This is a genomic window from Streptomyces sp. NPDC050549 (genome assembly GCF_040655035.1).
Lineage (GTDB): Bacteria > Actinomycetota > Actinomycetes > Streptomycetales > Streptomycetaceae > Streptomyces.
In genome coordinates this window covers 83,396-107,219 of record NZ_JBFAJD010000010.1, presented here as the reverse complement: position 1 = coordinate 107,219, position 23,824 = coordinate 83,396, and the positions used below count along the sequence as shown (strand labels likewise).

Here is a 23,824-nt window from a genome sequence, read left to right as displayed (position 1 = left end):
GGAGTGACCCCAGAAGACCTCGTCGCCCACTACGACCTGGAGCCGATCCCCCGCGAGGGCGGCCTGTTCCGCCGTACCTGGGCGGGCCCGGAACGGTCCGACGGCCGTCCCGAGGGCACCGCGATAGTCGCCCTCCTCGCCGCACCGGACTTCTCCGCCCTGCACCGCCTGCCCAGCGACGAGGTCTGGCACTTCTACCTCGGCGACCCCCTCGAACTCCTGCTCCTCGCCCCCGACGGCACCTCCCGCACGGCGGTCCTCGGCCCGGAGATCACCCGTGGCCAGCACCTCCAGTTCACCGTGCCGGCCGGCACCTGGATGGGGGCGCGGGCGGTCGGCGCGTGGACGTTCTTCGGCTGCACGATGGCGCCCGGTTTCACCTACGGGGGCTACGAGCACGGCGACGCCGCCGAGCTGACCGCCCGCTACCCGTCCGAGGCCGCCCGCATCGCCGGGCTGTGCCGCCCGTGAGCGGCCTGCTGTCGGGCCAGGTCGCCCTGGTCACGGGCGCGGGCGGCGGCATCGGCCGGGGCATCGCCCTGCGGTTCGCCGAACAGGGCGCGGCGGCGGTCGCGGTCCACTGTCGTACGGCGGTGGAGGCGGCCGGTGAAGTCGCTGCCCGCGTCAGGGAGTTGGGCACCCGGTCCGTCGTACTGCGAGCAGATCTGACCGACGAGGACGACTGCCGGGCGCTGGTCCGCGAGGCGGCGGAGTTCGGTGGCGGGCGGCTGACGGCGCTGGTCAACAACGCGGGCGTCCAGCCGACGCAGCCGCTGGACGGGATGACGGCCGCGGACTGGCGGGCGGTCGTCGACACCAACCTCGGCAGCGTCTTCGCGTGCACGCAGGCGGCGGTGGAGATCATGCGGGAGCAGGGCGCAGGCTCCGTGACACACATCGCGTCCATCGAGGCGAGCGCGCCGGCGCCGCTGCACGCGCACTACTGCGCGTCCAAGGCGGCCGTGGTGATGCACGCGCGGTCGGCGGCCCTGGAGTACGGCCCGTACGGCATCCGCGTCAACACGGTCTCGCCCGGTCTGATCGACCGGGAGGGGCTGGGGGAGGCCTGGCCGGAAGGGGTGCGGAGATGGCGGGAGGCGGCACCGGCCGGGCGACTGGGCCGGCCCGAGGACGTGGGTGACGCGTGCGTGTTCCTGGCGTCCCCCCTCGCCTCCTGGATCACCGGGCACGACCTGGTCGTGGACGGCGGAGTCTCGGCCCGGCCCACGTGGTGAGCGAAAGGCGGGGCGCGTCCGTACGTAGTCCGAGGCCTGCAAGTCCGAAGACGGAGATATGACGTGCGCCGACGACGGAACGAGGGACAGCGTTTTGGACGCGACGGAGTCGACCGGGACCACGGAGGCAGTCGGCGGCGAGGAGTTCAAGGGCTGGTGCTGCTGGGCACCGTGCTGGTCCTGCTCCTCCTCGGCGGCGCGGGCACCGCGTCCGCGCACGCCGCACTCGAATCCACCGACCCCGCCGACGGAAGCGTCCTCAAGTCGGCCCCCCGCACCCTCACCCTCACCTTCTCCGAGTCCGTCGCCCTGCTCGACGACTCCTTCCGCGTCTACGACCCAGACAACCGGCGGGTGAAGACCAGCTCCGCGCACCATGCGAAGGACGCCGCAGACACGGCGAGCGTCACCCTTCCGGCCAGGCTCGGCAACGGCACCTTCACGGTCGCCTGGCGCGTCGTCTCGGCCGACAGCCACCCCGTCTCGGGCGCCTTCACCTTCTCCGTCGGCAAACCCTCCGCCACCACCCCGATCAGCACGGCCCCGAACGAGAACCCGCTGACGGGCAGCCTGTACGACGCAGCCCGCTACTTCGCGTACATCGCCGCCGCCCTCCTCATCGGCACGGCCACCTTCATGGCCCTGTGCCGCCCCCCGAACCCCACGGTCCTCAACAAGCCGATCCTGACGGGCTGGTGGACCCTCCTGGCGTCAACCCTGGCCCTGCTGCTTCTCCGTGCCCCCTACGAGGCGGGCAGCGGCCTGGCCACGGCCCTCGACCCCGCCGCCCTCCCCCGCACCCTCACCACCCGCCCGGGCCAGGCCCTCGCGGCCCGCCTGCTCCTCCTCGCCGCAGCGGCCTTCTACCTCCTACGACTCCGGGGACGGGAGCGCTTCGGACGAGTCGCCCTGGGCACGGGCGCCGCCCTGGCCGTCGGGCTGGCCCTGACCTGGGCGTCGGCGGAGCACGCGTCCGCCGGCATCCAGGTACCGGTCGCGATGACATCGGCGGTCCTGCACCTGCTCGCGATGTCGGTCTGGCTGGGCGGCCTCACGGCCCTCCTGACCGTCCTCTACCGCTCACCCGAGCTGGACGCGGCCCCGGTGGCCCGTTTCTCCCGCCTCGCCTTCATCTCGGTCACCGTCCTGGTCGTCACCGGCGTCTACCAGTCCTGGCGCGGCCTCGGCTCCTGGAACGCCCTGACCGGCACGTCCTACGGCCGCATCCTGCTCGTGAAACTCGGCGCGGTGGTGCTGCTGCTCGCGGCGGCGGCCTGGTCACGACAGTGGACGGCACGGCTTGCCGGGGCTGAAGTACGCCTCGCCGTGCCCGAGTTGGTGCGCACGGGCGCCGACGCGACGACGACGGCGGCCTCCACCGGTGACGACGAGAACCTCCCGGACCCCGGTGCCGGTGACGGCTCCCCAAACGGATACCGCCGCGGCCTGCGCCGCTCGGTCCTGCTCGAAGTCGCCGTCGGCGTCACCGTGTTGGTGATCACGACCCTGCTGACCAACACACTGCCGGGCAGGGCAGCGGCGGAGGCACAACAGACGGCGACCTCGGCCGGCATCCCCGCGGCCTCCGTCACCATGGTCCCCTTCCGCGTCGGCGACGCCGGCGGCAAGGTACAGATCACCCTCGACCCCGGCCGCGTCGGCGAGAACTCCGTCGAGGCGGTCGTCTACGGCCCCGACGGCGGCTTCGCCACGGTCCCCGAACTCCGCCTCTCCTTCACCCTCCCGTCCCAGAAGATCGGCCCCCTCGACGCCGACATCAAGGACGAGGGCGGCTACTGGGGCACCAACTCCCTCAACCTCCCCATCGCCGGCACCTGGACGATGAAGGTGACGGTCAGAACGTCGGACATCGACCAGGTGAGCGTGGAACGGCGGGTGCGGATCGTGCGGTAGGGCATGGCTCCTCAGACCTGGAGCACCGGAGTCGGACGCCCTGACGGTGTCGGCCCGACCGTGGCCCGGGGAGCGTCCTACCGCTGTCCCCGGATCCGCTGCGCGACCTCGCTGTTCTCGGTCTCCCACCAGGGGCGGACGAGTTCCGGTCCGTCCACCGAGGTCTCCGTGGGCGTCGCCCGGACGCGTTCCAGTTCCGTGTCCAGCCGCCGGTCCAGCGCGACCGTCTCGGCGCGTTCGGTGCGCGCCCACTGCACCAGGATCGCGAGCAGGAAGGGGATCGCCACCAGTTCGGCGATGCCGACCATCGCGCCACCGCCGAGCTGCTGGTCGTGCTGGACGTCCGGCGCCCAGGACGGGGAGTGGGCGAGGTACCAGGAACCGGCGATCAGCGTGCCGTGGGTCATCACCACGATGCCCGGCACCGCGTCGATGATTCCGTCGACGAAGACCAGCGCCGCCCGCACCGGATGCGTGCACCAGGCGGGCAGGGCCTCCTCGCGGGTGAGTACGGGCAGGACGAACAGGCTCCCGGCGAGCAGCAGCTGGAGGTACATCAGCTGGTGCAGCCAGCTGTTCGCCAGGGCCGTCTCGAAGTACGGCGTGAAGTAGATCGTCAGTTCTGTCGTCAGCACGAGGGCCGTGCTGACCAGGGGGAAGGTGAGCAGCCGGAGCAGGCGGCCCGTCACTGCTCCCTGCGTCCGAGCCGCCGCGCGTTCGGGCAGGGCGCGCAGGGCCAGCCGCAGCGGATCGCCGAGGGCCAGGCCGAGCGGGGCGATCAGGTCCAGGAGGACGTTCTGGACGGCGGCCGGCCAGAACAGCACGCGGTCGTACACGGCGAGCGCGGACATCGTCGCGACCACGATCGTGCCGAGGCCGAACAGTGCGAACGCGGCGGTCCGCGCCACCGGCCAGCTCTCGCCGCGGCGCCTCAGCCGCAGGACGCCCCAGCCGTACAGCCCGCCGAGGAGCACGACGAGCAGCAGCGCGGGGACGTCCGCCTGCCAGGAGGAGAACAGCCGTCCCACGGTGAGCTGTGGCAGGTTCTCCATCGCGATCTACCTCCACCCACGCCTGCCGGACCTGCCGCAGCACTCTATGCCGCCGAGTGCCGCGGCCAGGACCCGCCCCCGTGGCCGAGCGGACCTACATCGACTGGCGCATGATCCAGTCCCGGATGCCGGGGATCGTGTACGCGACCTGCCAGGTGGCCATGTGCGCACTGGTCGTGGATCCGTCGGTACGACTGTGCCGGCCTCGAACGCGGCGAAGTTCACCTGCGTCCGCTGGGCCTTCGTGCTGCGCACGTCGGCCGCGAAATCGGCCGCGGCGGACTGCCCGTCCCACAGCGCGGTGCTGACCTGCGTGCCCTGCTCCTGGATGACGGCGGAGATCGCCTGCTCGCCGGGGTGGGCCTTGGTGTCGTCGGCGGAGACCAGGATCCACAGGTCCTTCTTCGCCAGCGGCGCGGCCTGCGCCTCGGGCCACTGCCCGGCGACGATGAACGCCGCCGCGAACAGGTCGGGGTACTTGATGTTCAGGCCGAGCGACATCATCGCGCCCATCGACTGACCGGTCGTGTAGCGGCGCCTGCGGTCGATGCTGTACTGCTGCGTCACGGACTCGACGAGGTTGGCGGTGGCGTCGAACAGCGTCGACGGCGGACAGTCGTCGTCGATCACGACGGAGCCGTACTCGGGCGCGAGCACGAAGGCCTCGTGCCGGGCCTGGTCCTCCGGGCTCGCCCAGCACACCGCGCCGAGACCCCGGACGAGTGGACCTTCGGTGGCGACGTTGACCACGCTCGCATCGTGCAGGAACAGCACCAGCGGGTAGCTCTTGCGCGGGTTGTGGTCCTTGGGTACGAACAGGTTGTAGTTCAGCAGCGCCGGATCGCTGAGCAACGCCCGCGCGATGGCGACCCGTTGACGCTCACCACCGGACAGCCGGTCCGGCCGGAAACCCACCCGGTGCCCCAACCTCACCTGTCCCAGAGCCGGATGGGCCCGCGCGAGCGCCCGCCGCGCCCGCGTTCGGGACGCGGTCTGCGGCAGGCCTCGGCCAGCATGACGTTCTCGTCGACCGTCCGGTACGGCAGCAGATGGAAGGACTGGAACACGAACCCGATACGGCTCCCGTGCAACGAGGTCCGCTCCAGATCCCCGAGTCCGGTGGTCTCCACCCCGTCCGGCAGATACGACCCCGCCGTGGGCCGGTCCAGCAGCCCGAGCGTGTTGAGCAGCGTCGACTTCCCGGGGCCGGACGCCCGACGATGGCCCGGGTGTTCGCCGCGCCGGACGGTCAAGTGGACGTCACGCAGGGCGTGCACGGGCGGTTCGGAGGGGAACGTCCGCTCCACACCGGTGAGTTGGATGACGGTGTCGATCGTGCTCTCCACAACGGTGTCGGTCACTCGCCCACCGCCACCCTCTCGCCCGCCTTCAATGTGCCCTCGGCGGGCTTGACTTCGACGATCCCGGCGACGGACAGCCCGACGGTGACATGGACGTCGGTCACGGTGGTGCCGTGCTCGACCTGGACCCGGGCCCGCTCGTCGGACGAGGTGTGGATCGCGGCCATCGGCACGGTGAGCACCTTGCAGTCGGAGGCGCCGACCTTGACGGTCACCTTCACGGCGGCCCCGGCCTCCCCCAGTCCCCGCACAGGAGATGAGCCGAACGCCGCAGATGCGCCTGCCGACTGCGCGCGAAGTCGTCGAAGTCCAGACCGTTTTCGACGACACCACCGGCATCGGAGACGTCCTGCCCGACCTGCGTGCGGATCACGGGCCACCTTCGCCCGGCACCGGCGCGGTGCGCGGTGAGAAGTACTTCATGCCTGAGGAACGGGCATACAGGAGTGGGAGGTTGTCACCTCCGGAGAATTTTCTTCACCGCCGATCACGGCACTGCGACAATGAACGACCGCATCGGACACGGACCGGAACGACGACAACGGGGTGGGTGGCAGTGATGGAGGCTTCGCCGAGCAGGGCAGAGTTGCCGGTCGAGGTGCGGTACCGCATGACCGTATGGCAACGGGCGATCCCGTTTCTGCCGGCGTTCGCCATCTCAGCGGCCTTCTTCGGCACGTCCACAACCGAGGCCGGGACCACACCCCCGGGCGGACTGCCCGGCCTGCTGGCGTTCTGGATCGCCCTACTGATCCTGACCGCCCTGTTCCCCCACCGCTTCGGCATCACCCTCACCCCGTCCGCGGCCGTGGTCCACAACCTGCGCCGCCGCACCATCCCCTGGTCCGACATCCAGGCAGTCCAGCCCGAATCCCTTTTCGGCACCACAACGATCGTGCTCTACGAGGCAAACGGCCGCCGTACCCGCCTACGGGCACCCAGCACCGGATTCCTCGCCCGGGACCGCCACTTCGAGGAGAAGTTCCACACCATAGGAACCTGGTGGCTGACCCACAGGGGCCCCGACTGGACCCCGGTCCCACCGCGACCGGTCTGGCCGACCACCCCAACCCCACCCGCACCGGACGAGAACCCGTTCGCTCCTCCTGCATGACGGCCGCCAGGGGGAGGCGCATCCGGACGACGACGTACCGGTCCGCGTTCACCGGTGGTGGGTCGTCCTGCTCCCGAGCCGGGGCCCGCTCCCGAAGAGGCGGGCGCGCCGAAGGCGGGAGAGGAGCCTCGGCGCCGACCGAGGGGGCCGGCCGACAGGCAGGCCGGCCGACGGTCAGGCGATGATCTTGCCCTTGAGCCGGACGTCGACCCAGTGCGGCGCGACATCGCCGTAGAGCCGCACGGTCACCGTGTTACTGGTCCGGTTGGTCCGGACGGAGCGTTCCGTCGCGCCGGGGTCCAGCGAGCCCGAGTCGTCGAGACTGGGGGGCGTCGGGCTACGGCTTGCGCGCGTCCCGGGCGCTGGTCTGGCTGAGGTTCCCCCCACGGGCCGCCTCCACTCGCCCGCCCGCAGACGCCTACGTCTGCAGCCACCCCCGCCCCCACCAAACCCCTCGCTGACGACCTGACGGAAAGTGAAACCCCATGCCTGCCACCGACTCAACCACCCTCCCGGTCCTCGTCGTCGGGGCGACCGGCTCCCTGGGGAGCAAGGTCGTCGACGAACTCCTGGCGCGCGGCAAGAACGTCCGCGCCCTGGTGAGGCCGGCCAGCGACGCCAGCCGACTCGAAAGCCGGGGCGTTCAGATCGCCCGCGGCGGCATGCTCGACGTCGACTCACTCGTGGCCGCCATGAACGGCGCCGACGCCGTCATCACCACCGCCGCCGGCTACACCCGCGGCGGCAAGAACGCCAACGACATCGACACCATTGGCAACGCCAACCTCGCCGAGGCCGCCCACCGCACCGGCATCCGGCGGTTCGTCCTGACCAGCATCCTCACCAGCGACCAGACGCCCGATGTCCCGCACTTCTGGCACAAGAAGCTCGCCGAGGACAGACTCGAACAGCGGGGCGTCCCGTTAGTCGCCCTGCGCCCGGGGGCCTTCCTCGACCAGGTCGCGACCATGGCGGGCAACCCGCTCGACAAGGGCCGCCTGATCTGGATGTCCAAGGCCACCGTTCCGCTGACCTTCGTCCGCACCTCCGATCTCGCGGCCTACCTGGCGGTCGCGGTCGACGCCGAGGCGGAGGCCGGTGAGCGGATCGACATCGGCTGGGACCGTCCGGTCAGCATGCGCGAGGTGGCCGACGCGATGGGCCACCGGGCCGGAAAGAAGATCAAGGTGTGGGCCCTCCCCTCCGTCGTCGTCCGCGCCGCAGGAGCCGTCGTCGGCCGCTTCAATCCGGTGGTCGAGGACATGGCCGCGATGTTCGGCTGGTTCGACACCGGACGCTACGTCGCCGACCCCCGCCGCCAGGAGCAGCTGTTCGGCTCCGTCCCCACGGCCGAGGACGCCCTCGCCCAGTTCACCGACGAGCTGCGCACCGCACAGCACCGATGACAGGCCCGCGTCCCGCCCCTCGCCGCCCGGCGATCTGACCAGGAGGCCTCGGGCCCACCCCTCCTGGACCCGAGAAAGGAAACACCCATGAACGGACCGACCCTGCAGACGTTCGCTGCCGAATGCGCGCAGGAACTTCCCGGAGCCCAGCTGGAGCATCCCTTCGGCCCCGACTGGGAGGTCTTCAAGGCACGCGGCAAGGTGTTCATGCTGATGACCGAAGTCCCCGGGCGCCCCGTCGTGATCCTCAAGGCGGACCCCGGCGAGGCCCAGGCTCTCCGGGAACACAACAGCCGCATCACCCCCGGCTACCACATGAACAAGAAGCACTGGATCACGCTGGAGGGCGGGACAGGCGTCGACGAGCAGCTCGTCACGGAACTCGTCACCGACTCCTACCTGCTCGTCGTCTCCCACCTGCCCAAGGCCGAGCAGCCCGTCGACCCGCACACCTACGGCACCGGCACTCGGGCAGGCCGGTGAGCGCAGCCGGTGACCGCCTTCGGATCACCGTCCGCAAGGCGGCCCTCGATCCCCCCGACGTCAGCCACGGCTACCCCTTCACTCCCGGACTCGACGTGTACAAGGTCGCGGACAAGGTGTCCTGATCGTCACCGACGACCCGGACGAACAGATCATCACGGTCAAGTGCGAGCCCGAGCACATGCGGGCACCGGAACGCGGTTCCCCCGAGCGCAGGCCGTATGAGCCCCTGCTGCCCCAACCGGCTGGACGATCGCCGTCCCAACCTCAGATGGCCGGCCAAGTCGCCATCTTGAGCCCCCAGGAATCCGCGAACCTGTCGGCTTCCACCAGGGCCCAGCCCGAGCCGCACAACGTGCGTCCCTCTCCGCCCGGCCCCCTGGCCAGGCCCACCCTGGCGCCGGCCGCCGCGCTCTCGGCCACCGGATGCGGGGACTTTCCCGGAGCCGAATCGCCGACCGTACCCGGCTCGGGGGTCAGGGGCCGCACCATGGTCGACGGCGGCTGCGGCCACAGCCCCTGCCCCGACCGGCCCCTGAGCGCCCGCCTGACCATCACCAGCGGCGATGCCGAACAGGCGGTCACCGAGACCACCAGCGACGCCGACGGCCACTTCCGCATCCCGCTGCCGCCAGGCACCTGCACCATCAGCCCGGCCAATCTCACCGGCGCCGTCGTCCCGGTCGCCCAGCCGGCGTCCGTCACCGTCAGGAGAGGACGGTTCACCACGGTCGAAATCTTCTCCGACTCGGATATTCGCTGACGGGTGATACAGCAGCGGTGGACCTGCCGTTGTCCATCAGAACGGCACCGAGCACGGGTCCGTCGACACCACGTCCAACTCCTCGTCCTCCGGTTCGAAGGAGATGTGGCGCAGAGCCGCCCCGGCGAACCTGCCGGGGCGGCTGTTGCGATCAGGGGTTTTCGGTCAGGGGCTGTCCTCGCCGCCCCCGGTGCCGCCGTTGGCCAGCCATTGGGCGTAGGCGATCGCGGCCAGGCGGGCCGAGAGGGCGTTGTCACGTGCGGTGGCGGTCGTTGCGGTGGTGGTGCCGGTGGCCGCGGTGAGGCCCGAAGTCGGCGTGTACATCGCCTCGTTGAAGACCGATCCGCTGGGGGCCGAGGCGACGGCGAAAACGGGGTGTGCCGTTCCGCCGGAGAAGGACGTCGAGATGTAGTCGCCGACCATGGTGCCCTGCGTGGTGCTCGCCAGCCAGGAGTGGGTCATCGGACCGGCCAGCTGGGTCGGCGCCGTCCAGGTGCTGCCGCCGTTGGTCGAGGAGACGTACCCGACGTCCAACTGGCATGTGACGGCCGTGCAGTTGGCGACCGGGTGGTAGTAGTACGCCAGCGCCAGGTGCGCGGTGCTGCCCGAGGTGGTCGGGTCGACGGCGAGGCCGGGGATGAAGTGGTCGACGGTGCTGGTCGTCGCGTCGATCGGGATGCGGGTCACCGACGACCAGGTGGTGCCGTTGGTGGTCGTCGCCATCACGATGTCGTTGGCGGTGCAGGAGCCGCCGCTCGCGCGGAAGCGGCAGTCCTGCCAGACGACGTAAACCTTCCCGGCGGCGTCGATCTCGGCGGAGGGCAGCGGGCCGCTGCGCAGGCTCCCGCGCACGGTGAACGTGCTGACGGTGGCCACGGTGGTGGCGTTGGTCCAGGTGCTGCCGCCGTTGGTGGAGGTGAAGGCGCGGATCGCGGTCTCCGAGGCGTTGGCGATCGGTACCACCACGGTGCCGTTCGGCTGGACGACGGGCTGTCCGCCCAGGCCGGTGGCGTTGTTGCCGGTGTTCTTCGAGGCGCCCCAGGTGAGTCCTCCGTCGGAGGAGGTGGTCATCTTGATGCGGTCGCCGTCGCCGTTGTTGTCGTACTCGGTGTAGCAGTTGCCGTAGAAGGCGCTCGTGGCGGTGTTGTCGCAGACGATCCAGTTCTTGTCGAGGCTGGAGCCCGTCGCGGTGATGACGGGGTTGCTCCAGGTCAGGCCGCCGTCGGTCGAGCGGCTCGTGTACACCTGGGGCACAGTGACGGAGGACGTGATGGGGATGGAGGAGATCAGCCAGGTGTTGTGCTTGGCGTCGTAGGCCACCGACGGGTCGCTGACCCGTTGGAAGGTGCCGCCTGCCTGTGTGGTGATCCCCGGCAGGAATCCCTTGGTCCAGGTGCCGCCGCCGTCGGTGGAGGTCGCGAAGCCGACGTTGGAGGAGCCGCCGTCGGTGAACCGGCCGACCTGGAAGGCGGAGACGATCGTGGAGCCGTACGAGAACGTGTCCGGCTCGACCTCGGTGGCGTGCTGGCTGGTGGAGTTGGTGTAGGGGTCGGTGCTGATCTGGGTGAGGGCGGGCGCGGCGCTGGCGGTGGTCGTCGACAGGGTCAGCAAGCCGGCCGCGAGGGCCGCCGTCACCAGGCCGGGTCTCGCCAGGCGGTGGAGCAGGGATGCCAGGGACATGATCCGTTCCCTTTCGAAGAAGGGGCACGTCCGGCATCGGTGCGTCGCGAAGTTGGGTCGGGAGCATGCCTCGTACACGTCCGCGCCGTGAGGGCGGGCGGAGCCCGGCCGAACCGAACGTCGTGCTGGACGTGCTGAAGGACGCCGCCACTCTGCTGCGCAAGCATGGTCATGTCAACTCTTTCCATGGCAACACAGCCCGTATCGGCGGGAATTGACATCCCCTTGACCCTCGGACACCCCGACGGCCGGCCTTGCCGCACCACGCCTGATGACGGCCAGCCCTTGCCGGTGGGACGGCACACGGCAGGACCAGAACTGCGACCACGGCACCTCAGCCGCTGCTCATGCTCATGCTCTGCGCCAGGCACTGAGCAGTTCGTCGGGCCCGTACGCCGCATGAAGCCCAGTACAGCTGATTCCATTTCGGGAAACTGCCACGAGCGGCACTGGCTCGTCGGTGATCGCCGCCCGGTGCTTCTGCAGCGCGGCCAGGTCGTGGTTGTCGAGCGGGGAGTTCTCCAGCCACTTGATCGAGCCGAGGAAGAGCAACTGCTTGGCCACCGGCTGCCGGTCGGCGCCGACCAAGTCGATCTCGACGTCGTTGCTGCGGGTCCAGTAGCCGCCGATCGCCGGGGCGGCGGGCAGGAGCCCGTCCGGCAGGAGACGGGCGAGGGATTCCCGGACCAGGGGCTCGATCGCGCGGCCCCGCCAACTCGTCCACTGCTCCCTGATCCGGCTCAGCGTGAGATCTCCCCGCATCCGCTCGATCTCAGCCATGTGCGGATCCAGAAACGCGAGCCAGAACCGCAGGTAAGGGTCTGACACCCGGTAGCGGCGTTCTTTCGACGGGCGCATGGAGAGGGGCAGTTCGGCTGCCACCACCCGCTTCTCGGTCAGGACGTCCGTTGCCCGGGTAAGCGTGGTGTGGGCGATGCCACCGGCGGCGCGCGCGATGTTGGTGAAGGTTCGTTCCCCGGCTCCGATGGCCCGTAGGACTTCCCTGCTCATCGCCTGCGGTGGGAACTCCGCGGCCAGTGAACGTTCGGCGGAGACCAGCAGCGCCGAGATCGGGTTGTCGAGCGAGTCGCGGAGGAATTCCCAGACGTCGGCTCCGGCCCGCCACTCCGCACAGACCAGCGGAAGACCGCCCGTGATCAGGGCGGCGTCGAAAGCGACCGCCGGCGACAGGTCGAGCATCTCGCCGATGTCGGCCGGGTTCAGCGGCCCCACGACCATTTCCCGGCCCCGCTGATGGAAGGGGCGGTCGTAGCTGTTCAGCGCCTCCATCATCGACAGGTCGGATCCGACCAGGAGGAGGAGCACGGGCTTGCGGCTGAGCAGCCGGTCCCAGGCCCGTTGCAACATCCCCTCGAACGTGTCGATTCGGTCCATGAGATACGGAACCTCATCGATGACGACCACGCTCGGGCTGTCGTCGGGCAGGACCTCGGCAAGCAGCCTGAATGCCGCATTCCACTGCTCCGGGGCCTCCTCCGAGAACAGTCCGCGCTCCGGGAGGGTGGATCTGGCGACGGCGTCGAGCAGTTCTGTCAGCTCGTCGTCCGCCGTGCCGCCCGCCGCGGTGAAGAAGAGGTACGGCGTCTCGGTGCGCCGGAGAAATTCCTCGACGAGGCTGGACTTGCCGACCCGCCGCCGTCCGCGCATGAGGATGCACTGGCCTGGTTTCGCCGACCCGGCCGCATCATGAACCGCCCGCAAGGCGTTGCCGAGCAGGTTCAGCTCGCGGTCCCGCCCGATGAAGCGACGCATGGCAAGCCTCCCGCGGGCGATGGTATCGCTGGAGATACTATCCCTACCGATACCATCGCCCTTTTCATTCGGGCATGACACTCATGACGCTGTGGATGCGGGAGAGGGTGAAAACGCGCTCGGCCTCCCGCAGGTGGCACCAGGCTTCCAGGTAGGGCGGGTCGAGTTCGAGCTGGCTGAGGGTACGCACAGTCTGCCTGCCAGAGGTGGCGACGTATTCGACGGTGATGGGCTGACCGGCATCGATGGCATGCGCGAGCTGGCGGATGTCGCTGTACGGCAGGCGCTTCGCCCACCCTGCGACGATCTCTTCGGTGTCCGTGGCGAAGGGAACCCCTCCGTCGAACGGCGCGGGTTCGGGAGTCGTGGGCGGGGCGGCCAGAAGCTGGTCCGCCAAGGTGTTCGGGTCGACGGCGGCGGGTGCCTTCGCGCGCGTGGCAGCGACAGCCATGCGGCCGCTGCCCCGCGTGCTGGTGGCGCGTGGAGTGGGAACGCGAGCGGCGGCGGCCCGCTGAGGCCGGGCCTTCTCGATGCGCACCGTGCCCTCGGCAGTCTCGGCGACAGGGGCGTATCCCTCGGCCCGGAGCGCGGCGAGGGTGGTGTCGATCGGGCTGCGACTGATGAGCACCGTCGGCGCCAGCTGCCGCAGTCCGAGCCCGGCGAGCCCTCGGTGGGCGGCGAGCTCGGCCAGGAGCACGGGCTCGTCGCCGTGGATGACGCAGCCGGCAGGGGCGATGCGCACGCGTCCGTGGCCGCGCGCGGTGTCGGCGATCAGATACGACAGCGGCTGTGGCAGGGGCCCGCCGGCGACAGCGGCCAGGTCGGCTGCGATGTCCTCGGGGATGCGGCCGGCATCCAGAGCGCGGCGGACACCGCCGGCGCTGAACCGCCACACCGATGCCGTGCCGCTGGTCTCCCGATCGGCGACGGAATCCAGGAGCGCGGTCAGTCGCGTGGACGGCGTGCCGGTGACGACGGCGGTGAGGTCGGCGCCGATCCGGGCCACTGCCGTGGCCGAGGGGACCAGTCGCCGGCACTCGATGCTCAGCGCCTCCGTATCGCCGGTCCGAAGGTGGATGCCGAGAGCGGACAGGGCGCCACGCGCGAGTACTCCGAGGAGCTCGGCCTCACGGATCACGGCGGCGAACGGCGTTCCGTCCTGAGGTGACGAGTGGGCGAGGGGGCGGTGCCAGGCGATCAGTGGCCCCAGCTCCGCGGCGACTCGCGCACCCTGCCCTGCCGGGAGCTGTGCCGCCGCGGCCAACAGCCCGAGGCGGGCCTGCGCACAGCCGCCGCAGGGAGGTGCTCCGGCGACGGCGGGGAGCGCTCTGTTGTCCTCGTCCCGTGCCTGGGTGGGGGTGAGCGGCAGGTTCTGCCACGCCCGGAGCAGCAGTGCGAACTGTTCCGGGGGTTCCTGTTCCGCCCAGGCGTCGTATGCCTCGGTGGGGGCCACCCGGTCGCCGTCCCGGCCCAGTAGCCCAGCGGCGTACGAGGTCTCCAAGGTGATGCGTACGACAGCGTCGTCGGCCTGGGCTGCCTTGCCGATCCGGGCCAGTTCCCGCGCACCGATCCCGCCGGACTTCAACCGGGCCGGTGCGGTTGCCGAGCAGGCCGCCAGGACCGAGGCGGCATGGGTGACGAAGGCCGTGGCCGCGGCCGATGCTTCGCGATCGGTCTCCGCCGGGGTGACAGATGCCGGCCGGGGGCACGGTGGGACGGGCTCGAACGGGGCGTGCCACCCGGGCCCGCGCAGCGCGAGTGCCACCTCGGCGGGCATACGCGCCGGGCCGTATCGGTGCCGGTCCTGGATGAGGAGCCCCCGGTCCAGTGCCCATCGTGCGCCCGGTTCGAGCTCGGGCCCAGGAAACCCGGACACGACGAACTGCGGCTGCCTCGCCGAGGTCCGCGCCAGGCGGTCGAGCAGTTTCCGGGCGGTCTCGGGGGCCTTTGCGACCACGGAGGCGATCTGCTCCGGGTCGCTGTGGTGCTCCACCAGGGCGGCCAGTCGCTGCGGCTTGGCGCCCGGCGGCTTGACGCCCAGTGCCACCAGCATGCCGCGCAGTTCGTCGGAGGTCGTGCCCGCGAGCAGTTCCTCCAGCGCAGCATCCAGCCCCAGGGGTGTGTCCCATGCCTGCCGCAGTGGTCCGGTCATACGGGGCTGCCCCGCGCCGTCCGGCCAGACCAGAGCGTGATCGGCCAGCGCCTCCAGTACGGCGTCCAGTTCGCGGGTGGTCGCGTCGTCCACGACTCCCAGCAGTTTCACCAGAGCATCGCGCGATGCGTGGACCCCCAGCGCCGCCAGCGCCTCGGCCACCTGGAGGTGCGGCAGCGCGAGCCGCGGCAGGACCAGCGCCACCGATCCCGGGCGCTGAAGCCGATCCGCCAGTTCCCCCAACGAACGCGGCTCCGGAGGCGACACCGCGTCCTGCCGTGCCCCGAGCACGCGTGCCAGACGAGAGCCGTCGAGGCTGCCGAGCCATGTCGCCAGCGTGGATCGGGACTTCATGCGACGTGCACCTCGTCAGACCAGGGAGCTTCGTAGCGGGGCCGAATCAAGGATGGCGTATCTCTGTGATCCGCGGGTGCCGCACGGGGCAGGTTCCCCCTTGGCGGGCATCGGCGGCTTGTGGGCCGTCTCAATTGCGGCGCGAGAGGGCCGACAGTTCGGCTAAATGTCTGAAATGGAAGCTTGTAAATACAACCAGAAATGCAACCAGTGCACGTCGAAGGGCCCCACCGCGAGGTGGGGCCCTTCGACATCGTGCCCGGTGAGGCACTGGCGGAGGATACGAGATTCGAACTCGTGAGGGGTTGCCCCCAACACGCTTTCCAAGCGTGCGCCCTAGGCCACTAGGCGAATCCTCCGCGGCAAACAATACAAGACGTTGAGGAGTGCTCGCGAACTCGTTCCCCCCGCTCAGATCCTGTAGCCTGTGCGGAGCCCCTCACGCGGCGCTATCTGACTGAACTCCCCCAGGGCCGGAAGGCAGCAAGGGTAGGTTGGCTCTGGCGGGTGCGTGGGGGGCGCTTACGTGTCCGGTGTCCGGTGCCCCGGTGTCTGCCGCTCCGGCGTCCGCGCGAGCTCGCCCGTCGGCGCCCGTTGTCAGTGCGCGCCTATAACCTCGTACGCGTGTCGTCTCTCGCGCTGTACCGCCGTTATCGCCCGGAGTCGTTCGCCGAGGTCATCGGGCAGGAGCATGTAACCGACCCGTTGCAGCAGGCGCTGCGGAACAACCGGGTCAATCACGCGTACCTGTTCAGCGGGCCGCGCGGCTGCGGCAAGACCACGAGCGCGCGCATCCTGGCCCGCTGTCTGAACTGCGAGAAGGGACCTACGCCCACGCCCTGCGGCGAGTGCCTGTCCTGCCGCGACCTTGCACGCAACGGGCCCGGATCGATCGACGTCATCGAGATCGACGCCGCGTCGCACGGTGGTGTGGACGACGCCCGTGAGCTGCGCGAGAAGGCCTTCTTCGGGCCCGCGAGCAGCCGGTACAAGATCTACATCATCGACGAGGCCCACATGGTCACGTCGGCGGGCTTCAACGCCCTGCTCAAGGTCGTCGAGGAGCCCCCGGAGCACCTCAAGTTCATCTTCGCGACCACCGAGCCCGAGAAGGTCATCGGGACGATTCGGTCGCGGACCCATCACTACCCCTTCCGGCTCGTGCCGCCGGGGACGCTTCGCGACTACCTCGGCGAGGTGTGCGGGCGGGAGAACATCCCTGTCGAGGACGGCGTGCTGCCGCTCGTCGTGCGCGCGGGTGCCGGTTCCGTTCGTGACTCCATGTCCGTCATGGACCAGCTGCTCGCGGGCGCGAGCACCGACGGTGTGACCTACGCCATGGCGACCTCCCTCCTCGGCTACACGGACGCGTCGCTGCTCGACTCCGTGGTCGAGGCCTTCGCCACCGGTGACGGCGCCGCCGCCTTCGAGGTCGTCGACCACGTCATGGAGGGGGGCAACGACCCCCGCCGTTTCGTCGCCGACCTGCTGGAACGGCTCCGCGACCTGGTGATTCTCGCCGCCGTGCCCGACGCCTTGGAGAAGGGCCTCATCGACGCCCCGGCCGATGTCCTGGAACGCATGCAGGCACAGGCCGGCACCTTCGGTGCGGCCGAACTCAGCCGCGCCGCCGACCTCGTCAACACCGGCCTGACCGAGATGCGCGGCGCCACCTCCCCCCGCCTCCAGCTGGAACTCATCTGCGCCCGCGTGATGCTCCCCGCTGCGTACGGCGACGAGCAGTCGGTCATGGCCCGCCTCGACCGACTCGAACGAGGCGTCAACTTCGTGGGCGGCGGGGGAGCGCCCGCCATGGGATACGTCCCCGGACCTGAAGCCCACGGCGGCCATCCCCAGGCACAGGCACAGGCCCGGACGCAGGTCCAACCCCAGCCCCAGGCCTACGGCGGAGGCGGCGCCCCATCCGTCCCGCCGGGCGGCGGTGCCGCTGCCGCCCGGGCCGCGGTACGAGGTCCAGGGGCACCTGGCGCCGCCGCGGCCCCCGCCTCCGGCGCCCCCTTCGCCGGTACGACACCGGCCGCTCCCGCGATGCCGCCGGAGCAGGCGCCCGCCCCCGCGGCCGCCGCCCACTCCCAGCCCGCCCCGCCGCCTCAGGCGCCCGCGCAGCCGCAACCCCAGGCGCAACCCCCTGCCACCGCTCCCGCCCCGGGCGCCTGGCCCACCGCCACGGCCGCAGGCAGCGGTCGCCGCCCGGGCGGCTGGCCCACGGCAACCCCGGCGGGCGGCGGGCAGTCCCCGTCCGCCCACAGCGCACCTCCGCCCGCACCCGCGGCCGTAGCGGCCTCCGCACCCCAGGCTCCCGCCGCGGCCCCCGCTCAACCCCCGGCCGGCAGCCTCGACCCCAGGATGCTCTGGCCGAACATCCTGGAAGTGGTGAAGAACCGCCGCCGTTTCACCTGGATCCTGCTCAGCCAGAACGCCCAGGTCACTGGCTTCGACGGCACGACCCTCCAGATCGGCTTCGTCAACGCCGGGGCGCGGGACAACTTCAACAGCAGCGGCAGCGAGGACGTACTGAAGCAGGCGCTGGCCGAGCAGTTCAACGTCCAGTGGAAGATCGAGGCAGTCGTCGACCCGTCGGGCGGTGGCACCCCGCCCCCGCCGCCGGGCGGTTCCTACGGCGGTGGCGGCGGCGCGGCGGGTGGCTACGGCACCGCACCCGGTGGCTACGGCAGCCCCGCCGCGCCCGCCTCCCGCCCGGCATCCCCGCAGCCCACCCCTGCCTCCGCGCCCGCACCCACGAACACCACGAACTCACCCTCGGCACAGGCGCCCGCCCAGCCCCAGCCCCCTGCCGCCCCCTCCCCGGCCCCCGTCCACCACACCGTCTCCGCCGAGGACGACACCCCCGAGGACGACGACCCCGACCTCGACGAGTCGGCCCTCTCCGGCCACGAACTGATCGTGCGGGAGCTGGGAGCGACAGTGATGGAGGAGTTCACCAACGACTAGACACCGCCCGCGACGCACAGCACCGGCCCCGGCACGGACCGCGCCTCCCCACACCGCCTCACCCCGACGCCCCCAGGGGCGCGAGGAACTGCGCGACCAGCCCCCACGCCCCCGCACCCCGCGATGAACCGGTGCCACCCACTCCCGCCCCGGCGGCAACCCCGCGCTCGCCCGCACACCCCATGAACCGGTGCCACCCACTCCCGCCCCGGCCGCAACCCTGCGCTCGCCCGCACACCCCCAATGAACCCGAGCCGGCCCCCCTCACCCGGCGGCAACCCCGCGCTCGCCCGCACACCCCCCAATGAACCCGAGCCAGCCACCCCCCTCACCCGGCCGCAACCCCGCGCTCGCCCCCGCCCAACCCCCGCCCCGACCCACCCCACCCCCACCGTGTCCTAGGCTGACCCCCGTGAAGGTCCTCGTCATTGGTACCGGCGCCCGCGAACACGCCCTGTGCCGTTCTCTGTCCCTCGACCCCGACGTCACCGCGCTGCACTGCGCTCCAGGCAACGCCGGCATCGCCGAGGTCGCCGAACTGCACCCGGTCGACGCCCTCGACGGTGCCGCCGTGGCCGCGCTGGCCACGGAGCTCGGTGCCGAGCTGGTCGTGGTCGGTCCGGAGGCACCCCTCGTCGCCGGGGTCGCCGACGCCGTGCGCGAGGCCGGCATCCCGGTCTTCGGCCCCTCCGGGGAGGCCGCGCAGCTGGAGGGCTCCAAGGCCTTCGCCAAGGAAGTGATGGCGGCGGCCGGTGTCCCGACCGCCCGCTCGTATGTCTGTACGACGCCGGAGGAGGTCGAGGAGGCTCTCGACGCCTTCGGTGCGCCGTACGTCGTGAAGGACGACGGACTGGCCGCCGGCAAGGGTGTCGTGGTGACCGGCGACCTCGACGCGGCGAAGGCACACGCCAACGCCTGCGAGCGGGTCGTCATCGAGGAGTTCCTCGACGGGCCCGAGGTGTCGCTCTTCGCGATCACCGACGGCGTGACCGTCGCCCCACTCCAGCCCGCGCAGGACTTCAAGCGCGCGCTGGACGGCGACGAGGGGCCGAACACCGGCGGCATGGGCGCGTACTCCCCGCTGCCGTGGGCCGACCCGAAGCTGGTGGACGAGGTCATGCAGACCGTCCTCCAGCCGACCGTCGACGAGCTGCGGCGCCGCGGCACCCCCTTCTCCGGCCTGCTCTACGCCGGTCTCGCGATCACGAGTCGCGGTGTGCGGGTCATCGAGTTCAACGCCCGCTTCGGCGACCCGGAGACCCAGGTGGTCCTGGCCCGGCTGAAGACCCCGCTGGCCGGTGTCCTGCTCGCCGCGGCGAACGGCACCCTCGAAGACCTGGCGCCCCTGCGCTGGAGCGAGGATGCGGCGGTCACCGTCGTCATCGCCTCGCACAACTACCCCGACACCCCGCGCACCGGCGACCCGATCACCGGCCTCGACGAGGTGGCCGCACAGGACGCCCCGCATGCGTATGTGCTGCACGCCGGGACCAGGCACGACGGTGACGCGGTCGTCAGCGCGGGCGGCCGGGTCCTGTCCGTCACGGCCACCGGCAGGGATCTGACGCAGGCCCGCGAACGCGCCTACGCGGCCGTGGCCCGGATCCGCCTGGACGGCTCCCAGCACCGCACGGACATCGCGGCGAAGGCGGCGGCGGGCGAGTAGACCCAAGCGCTCCCGCACCCCGATGAACCCCGCAGGCCCCGAATTCGTCTCAGGATTCGGGGCCTGATCCTTGCCCTCCGTCATCCACCTTTCCCCTGAGCCATTCCATCGAGTGACCGATGCCCCATCCGGCTGACGGGGGCCGGGGCCCCAACTATGGTGCGGCGCAAGCGTTCCGGCACTTGGCCCACCGGCATTGCGATGTCAGTGGCGGGTGCCACAGTGGGGGAGTGAGCAACGCCAGCAGAGCGGGACAGCACGGAGGGGGTGAGGTCCGGTCGTGACCGGTATGGGTGTGGAGGCGGGCGCGCAGGCGGCGCGCTCCAGGGCCTTGGCCGTGCTGCGCATCCGCAGCCGCGCGCTGGCCGTCGCCCTGTTGCCCGCCGCCGTCGCGGTGATCCTGCTCGCCGGTGGTTCCACCGGCCATCTCGTGGGCCGGGGCTGGGACCTCGCCCGCTGGATCATGGGCGTGGCCGCGGTCCTCGTGCTGCTCGCGGCCGGCGCGATCGCGCTGGTCGTCGCGCGCTCCCGGCCCGCCGTGAGCCCCACGGTCGCGATCGCCGAGGAGTCGGCCCCCGACCTGTACCGCATGGTGCGCGACCTGGCCGACCGCCTCGACGTTCCCGCGCCGTCCGCGATAGCCCTCACCCCGGACTGCGACAGCTGGCTGGAGGACCGCACCCACCCGGCCCACGGCCCGCTCCCGCACGAGGACCGCGACGAGATCACGGGAGTACGGGGCCTCACCCCGGCTCGCTCTCGTCGTACGGCGGCCTCGCCCGTCCTCGTCATCGGCTCCCCGTTCCTGTGGTGGATGCGGGTCGGTGAGCTGCGCGCGGTGCTCGCCCCGGTCGTCGCGGGTACGGGACCCTCCGCGCACCCGGACATAGCCGCCGCACGCCGTTTCGTGCGGGGCCTGGACGCGGCGGTGGCCGTGACCTCGGCACCCCGTGGTCCAGGGTTCCGCTCGGTGCTCGCCGGTGTCGGCTGGGTGGCCCGGCTGCTGCTGCGCAGTTGCCGTGGGCACGCGGCCGAGATGGAGCGGGGTGTGGCCGCCGCTGCCGCCGAGCGTGCACAGGCTGTGGATTACGGACTGCGGATCGTCGCCCAGGAGCAGGTGGGGCTGGCGTACGCGGGCTGGGACCGGCTGCTGACCCGGGTCGCGCTGCCCGCGTGGCGGATGGGCCGCTGGCCGTCCCGGCTGGACGCGGGCGTCGTCGCGGCGCTCACCGAGCTGTCCCGCCGCGACCGGCTGGCCGAGGGCTTCGCCTCCCGGCTCGGCGAGCGCCCCGCCTGCGACCTGCTCGAAGAGCCCGGCACCATCGACGAGGCGACCTCGCTCCTCGCTGCCCGCCTCTTCCACGGCGGCCCGGCCGAGGCCGGACCCGACTGGGCGCCGGTGGACTGGCAGGAGTATCCGGAGGAGGTGGTCGACCGCACCTGGCGCACCGACGCGGCCCGCCTCCACCGCGTCCTGGACAGCCTCGGCGTCCGCCGTTCCCCCGACCCCGTCACCCCGCACCACGACGCCCCGACCCTGGCCCGGGTGGTGGACCACCTGACGGACCCGGCGGTGGCGGGCCGGTACGCCGAGCCCGGCGACCAGGCGGCTGCCGACGCGGCTTCCGACGCGGACGATGAGCCGTACGCGACCGAGCCGACTGTCACCACCCCACCCGCGGAGCGGGACACCGCCCCCCACTCCCCTGAGCACTACAAGGCGATGGCGGCCGAGGACGACGAGCTCGGCGAGAACTGCTCGCCCCACAGCGCGGCGCTCGCCGCCGGGCTCACCGCGGAGTTGGCGCGGGAGGAGGCGGCGGCCCCGGCGACCGGTTCGGCCCCGCCCGGGCAGGGGCCCGACTCCGCGCTCTGGGACGACGGCTCGCTGCCCCTCTTCCCGCTGCAACCACCGCGCAGCGGCCGGGAGTTGCTCGCCGATCACGTCACGGCGATGGTGTGCTGCGCCGCGATGGACACGGCCGGCGCGACCCCGGGCCTCGACTGGCTCGACGGCCCCACCCTGCTCGTCAACGGCACGAGAGCGGCCGACCTCGCCCCGAGGGTCCTCAGCCTCGTGGAGGACGGCGACCCGGACCCGCTGCGGGCGTGGCTGATCGACCTGGGCATACGCCCGGAGAAGCCGGTACGCCTCGTCTGACGGCACGCCCCGCCACCCCTCACGCGTATCGGAACCCAGAGCTCCACTTTTGGTCAATTCGCGACGAGCAGTGACAGAGTGAGTGCTTAATGTGATGTGCTGGGGCCGATCCCGTACGCCGTCCGGTATCCGGCAAAGGCTTGCGGCATACGACAGTCGGGCGAAGAGCCGGCACGGGGGCACGAGGGAGGGGAGCGACATGGGGTCGGAGCAGATCCGCCGCTGGGAGTCGGGAGCGCTGGCGCACGCCGTGACGGACCCCTTCGGACAGGGCCCCGTCCCCTGGCTCCGCGGCAGCGAGACCTACTTCGACGACACCGGTCACGTGGTCCCCTGGTACGTGGACCCGGCCCCCGCCCACACTCCGGCGCGCACCCCCGGCAGGACCGCCCCCAGGCTCCCCGCCCCGCGCGCGCCCGAAGGCGGCGGCCCGCGCTCCGCCGACGACGTGCGCCGCCAGATCAAGGGGTTCACCAACGCGAGCGCGGTCGCACCCGGCGAGGCCCTCGACTTCCATGTCACCGTCGACCCGCCCCAGGAGTTCGGCGTCGATATCTACCGCATCGGCCACTACGGCGGTGACGGCGCCGCCAAGATCACCACCAGCCCCCGTCTCTCGGGCATCGTCCAGCCCTCGCCGCTCACCGCCGACCGCACGGTCTCCTGCCATCACTGGTGGCTGTCCTGGCGGCTGCAGATCCCGAGTTACTGGAGCATCGGCGCCTATGTCGCCGTCCTCACCACCGCCGACGGCTACCGCTCCCACATCCCCTTCACGGTCCGCGACAACCACCCCGCCGACCTGCTGCTGCTCCTGCCCGACATCACCTGGCAGGCGTACAACCTCTACCCGGAGGACGGCCACACCGGCGCGAGCCTCTACCACGCCTGGGACGCCGACGGCCGGCTGCTCGGCGAGTCCGAGGCCGCGACGACGGTCTCCTTCGACCGCCCGTACGCGGGCGCGGGCCTTCCCCTCCATGTGGGCCACGCCTACGACTTCATCCGCTGGGCCGAGCGCTACGGCTACGACCTCGCCTACGCCGACCACCGCGATCTGCACGCGGGCCACGTCGACCCCACCCGCTACCGGGGGCTGGTCTTCCCGGGCCACGACGAGTACTGGTCGACCGCCATGCGCCGTACCGTCGAACTGGCCCGCGAGCACGGCACCTCACTCGTCTTCCTCTCCGCCAACACCATGTACTGGCAGGTGGAGTTGGCCCCCTCCCCGTCCGGTGTCCCCGACCGGCTGCTCACCTGCCGCAAGCGCCGGGGCCCGGGCAAGCCGGTGCTGTGGCGCGAAGTAGACCGCCCCGAGCAGCAGTTGGTGGGTATCCAGTACGCGGGCCGGGTCCCCGAGCCGCACCCGCTGATCGTCCGCAACGCCGACCACTGGCTGTGGGAGGCGACCGGCACCGCCGAGGGCGAGGGGATCGAGGGCCTGGTCGCGGGCGAGGCCGACCGGTACTTCCCGCGCATCCAGCTCCCCCCGCACGAGGAGCGCATCCTGCTCGCCCACTCCCCGTACACGGACGGCGAGGGCGCCCTCCGCCACCAGGAGACCTCCCTGTACCGGGCGCCGTCCGGCTCCCTGGTCTTCGCCTCCGGCACCTTCGCCTGGTCACCGGCCCTGGACCGCCCCGGCCACGTCGACGCCCGCGTCCAGCGCGCCACCGCCAACCTCCTGGACCGCATTTGCAAGCACGACTGACCCCGTGACCTGAGGCCGGCCGC

At 71.5% G+C, this 23,824-nt stretch carries 21 protein-coding genes, 1 tRNA gene and 1 other RNA gene; 13 read left to right on the top strand and 10 right to left on the bottom strand.

Annotated elements, in window-relative coordinates; all coding sequences use genetic code 11:
- Positions 1-3 precede the first annotated feature (3 nt).
- The 3 genes from AB0I51_RS17135 (at position 4) to AB0I51_RS17125 (ending at position 3,149) form a co-directional block, all read left to right on the top strand.
- Positions 4-471: a cupin domain-containing protein gene (locus AB0I51_RS17135; RefSeq protein ID WP_362975800.1), complete on the top strand. Its 468-nt coding sequence runs from the start codon at positions 4-6 to the stop codon at positions 469-471.
- Positions 459-1,235, top strand: a complete 777-nt coding sequence (locus tag AB0I51_RS17130; RefSeq protein ID WP_362975798.1) for a glucose 1-dehydrogenase — start codon at positions 459-461, stop codon at positions 1,233-1,235. The genes AB0I51_RS17135 and AB0I51_RS17130 overlap by 13 nt, the downstream gene beginning before the upstream one ends.
- A 156-nt stretch (positions 1,236-1,391) precedes the next feature.
- Positions 1,392-3,149 carry a copper resistance protein CopC gene (locus AB0I51_RS17125; RefSeq protein ID WP_362975796.1) on the top strand — a complete coding sequence of 586 codons (1,758 nt, stop codon included), beginning with the start codon at positions 1,392-1,394 and terminating at the stop codon, positions 3,147-3,149.
- 77 nt (positions 3,150-3,226) lie between these two features.
- On the opposite strand, the gene AB0I51_RS17120 is transcribed toward AB0I51_RS17125, so the two are convergent.
- The 5 genes from AB0I51_RS17120 to AB0I51_RS17100 are packed head-to-tail and all read right to left on the bottom strand — an operon-like array spanning position 3,227 to position 5,935.
- Positions 3,227-4,201: a cytochrome c oxidase assembly protein gene (locus AB0I51_RS17120; protein WP_362975794.1), complete on the bottom strand. Its 975-nt coding sequence runs from the start codon at positions 4,199-4,201 to the stop codon at positions 3,227-3,229.
- 6 nt (positions 4,202-4,207) lie between these two features.
- Positions 4,208-5,116, bottom strand: coding sequence for an alpha/beta hydrolase-fold protein (locus tag AB0I51_RS17115; protein WP_362975792.1), 909 nt, complete (start codon positions 5,114-5,116; stop codon positions 4,208-4,210).
- Between the two features lie 14 nt (positions 5,117-5,130).
- Positions 5,131-5,562, bottom strand: coding sequence for an ATP-binding cassette domain-containing protein (locus AB0I51_RS17110; RefSeq protein ID WP_362975790.1), 432 nt, complete (start codon positions 5,560-5,562; stop codon positions 5,131-5,133).
- On the bottom strand, positions 5,559-5,783 hold the full coding sequence (locus AB0I51_RS17105; RefSeq protein ID WP_362975788.1) for a hypothetical protein: 225 nt from the start codon (positions 5,781-5,783) through the stop codon (positions 5,559-5,561). Before AB0I51_RS17105 ends, AB0I51_RS17110 begins: the two co-directional genes overlap by 4 nt.
- Entirely contained in the window at positions 5,780-5,935 is a 156-nt protein-coding gene (locus AB0I51_RS17100; RefSeq protein ID WP_362975786.1) for a hypothetical protein, read from the bottom strand. The genes AB0I51_RS17105 and AB0I51_RS17100 overlap by 4 nt, the downstream gene beginning before the upstream one ends.
- 237 nt (positions 5,936-6,172) lie before the next feature.
- On the opposite strand from AB0I51_RS17100, the gene AB0I51_RS17095 reads away from it, so the two are divergent.
- The gene (locus AB0I51_RS17095) at positions 6,173-6,676 is read left to right on the top strand and encodes a hypothetical protein (RefSeq protein ID WP_362975784.1); all 504 of its coding nucleotides are present in this window, start codon (positions 6,173-6,175) and stop codon (positions 6,674-6,676) included.
- Positions 6,677-6,850: 174 nt separating this feature from the next.
- Here the strand turns inward: AB0I51_RS17095 and AB0I51_RS17090 are convergent, their stop codons facing one another.
- On the bottom strand, positions 6,851-7,063 hold the full coding sequence (locus AB0I51_RS17090; RefSeq protein ID WP_362975782.1) for a hypothetical protein: 213 nt from the start codon (positions 7,061-7,063) through the stop codon (positions 6,851-6,853).
- 98 nt (positions 7,064-7,161) lie between these two features.
- Between AB0I51_RS17090 and AB0I51_RS17085 the strand changes: the two genes are divergently transcribed.
- From AB0I51_RS17085 to AB0I51_RS17070, 4 genes are all read left to right on the top strand, one after another.
- A complete protein-coding gene (locus tag AB0I51_RS17085; protein ID WP_362975780.1) occupies positions 7,162-8,082 on the top strand; it encodes an SDR family oxidoreductase in 921 nt (306 codons plus the stop codon).
- Between the two features lie 87 nt (positions 8,083-8,169).
- The gene (locus AB0I51_RS17080) at positions 8,170-8,565 is read left to right on the top strand and encodes an MmcQ/YjbR family DNA-binding protein (RefSeq protein WP_362975778.1); all 396 of its coding nucleotides are present in this window, start codon (positions 8,170-8,172) and stop codon (positions 8,563-8,565) included.
- Positions 8,562-8,690, top strand: a complete 129-nt coding sequence (locus tag AB0I51_RS17075; protein ID WP_362975776.1) for a hypothetical protein — start codon at positions 8,562-8,564, stop codon at positions 8,688-8,690. The genes AB0I51_RS17080 and AB0I51_RS17075 overlap by 4 nt, the downstream gene beginning before the upstream one ends.
- 365 nt (positions 8,691-9,055) lie before the next feature.
- Positions 9,056-9,328 (top strand): carboxypeptidase-like regulatory domain-containing protein, encoded by a 273-nt coding sequence (locus AB0I51_RS17070; RefSeq protein ID WP_362975774.1) that lies wholly within the window; start codon positions 9,056-9,058, stop codon positions 9,326-9,328.
- A gap of 165 nt (positions 9,329-9,493) precedes the next feature.
- Here the strand turns inward: AB0I51_RS17070 and AB0I51_RS17065 are convergent, their stop codons facing one another.
- The 4 genes from AB0I51_RS17065 to AB0I51_RS17050 form a co-directional block, all read right to left on the bottom strand.
- Complete coding sequence (locus tag AB0I51_RS17065; RefSeq protein ID WP_362975772.1) at positions 9,494-11,008, bottom strand: sialidase family protein; 1,515 nt, start codon at positions 11,006-11,008, stop codon at positions 9,494-9,496.
- Positions 11,009-11,359: 351 nt separating this feature from the next.
- Positions 11,360-12,781 (bottom strand): ATP-binding protein, encoded by a 1,422-nt coding sequence (locus AB0I51_RS17060; RefSeq protein WP_362976038.1) that lies wholly within the window; start codon positions 12,779-12,781, stop codon positions 11,360-11,362.
- Positions 12,782-12,845: 64 nt separating this feature from the next.
- Positions 12,846-15,287, bottom strand: coding sequence for a helicase C-terminal domain-containing protein (locus AB0I51_RS17055; protein WP_362975770.1), 2,442 nt, complete (start codon positions 15,285-15,287; stop codon positions 12,846-12,848).
- A gap of 271 nt (positions 15,288-15,558) precedes the next feature.
- A tRNA-Ser gene (locus AB0I51_RS17050) sits at positions 15,559-15,646 on the bottom strand.
- A 72-nt stretch (positions 15,647-15,718) separates the two neighbouring features.
- Here AB0I51_RS17050 and ffs point away from each other — a divergent pair.
- The 5 genes from ffs (at position 15,719) to AB0I51_RS17025 (ending at position 23,801) form a co-directional block, all read left to right on the top strand.
- Positions 15,719-15,813, top strand: an RNA gene (gene ffs, locus AB0I51_RS17045) — signal recognition particle sRNA small type.
- A gap of 98 nt (positions 15,814-15,911) precedes the next feature.
- A complete protein-coding gene (locus AB0I51_RS17040; protein WP_362975768.1) occupies positions 15,912-18,260 on the top strand; it encodes a DNA polymerase III subunit gamma and tau in 2,349 nt (782 codons plus the stop codon).
- A 412-nt stretch (positions 18,261-18,672) separates the two neighbouring features.
- Positions 18,673-19,926, top strand: coding sequence for a phosphoribosylamine--glycine ligase (purD, locus tag AB0I51_RS17035; RefSeq protein ID WP_362975766.1), 1,254 nt, complete (start codon positions 18,673-18,675; stop codon positions 19,924-19,926).
- Between the two features lie 289 nt (positions 19,927-20,215).
- Entirely contained in the window at positions 20,216-22,087 is a 1,872-nt protein-coding gene (locus tag AB0I51_RS17030) for a hypothetical protein (protein ID WP_362976036.1), read from the top strand.
- Between the two features lie 199 nt (positions 22,088-22,286).
- The gene (locus AB0I51_RS17025; RefSeq protein ID WP_362975764.1) at positions 22,287-23,801 is read left to right on the top strand and encodes a N,N-dimethylformamidase beta subunit family domain-containing protein; all 1,515 of its coding nucleotides are present in this window, start codon (positions 22,287-22,289) and stop codon (positions 23,799-23,801) included.
- Positions 23,802-23,824: the final 23 nt, after the last annotated feature.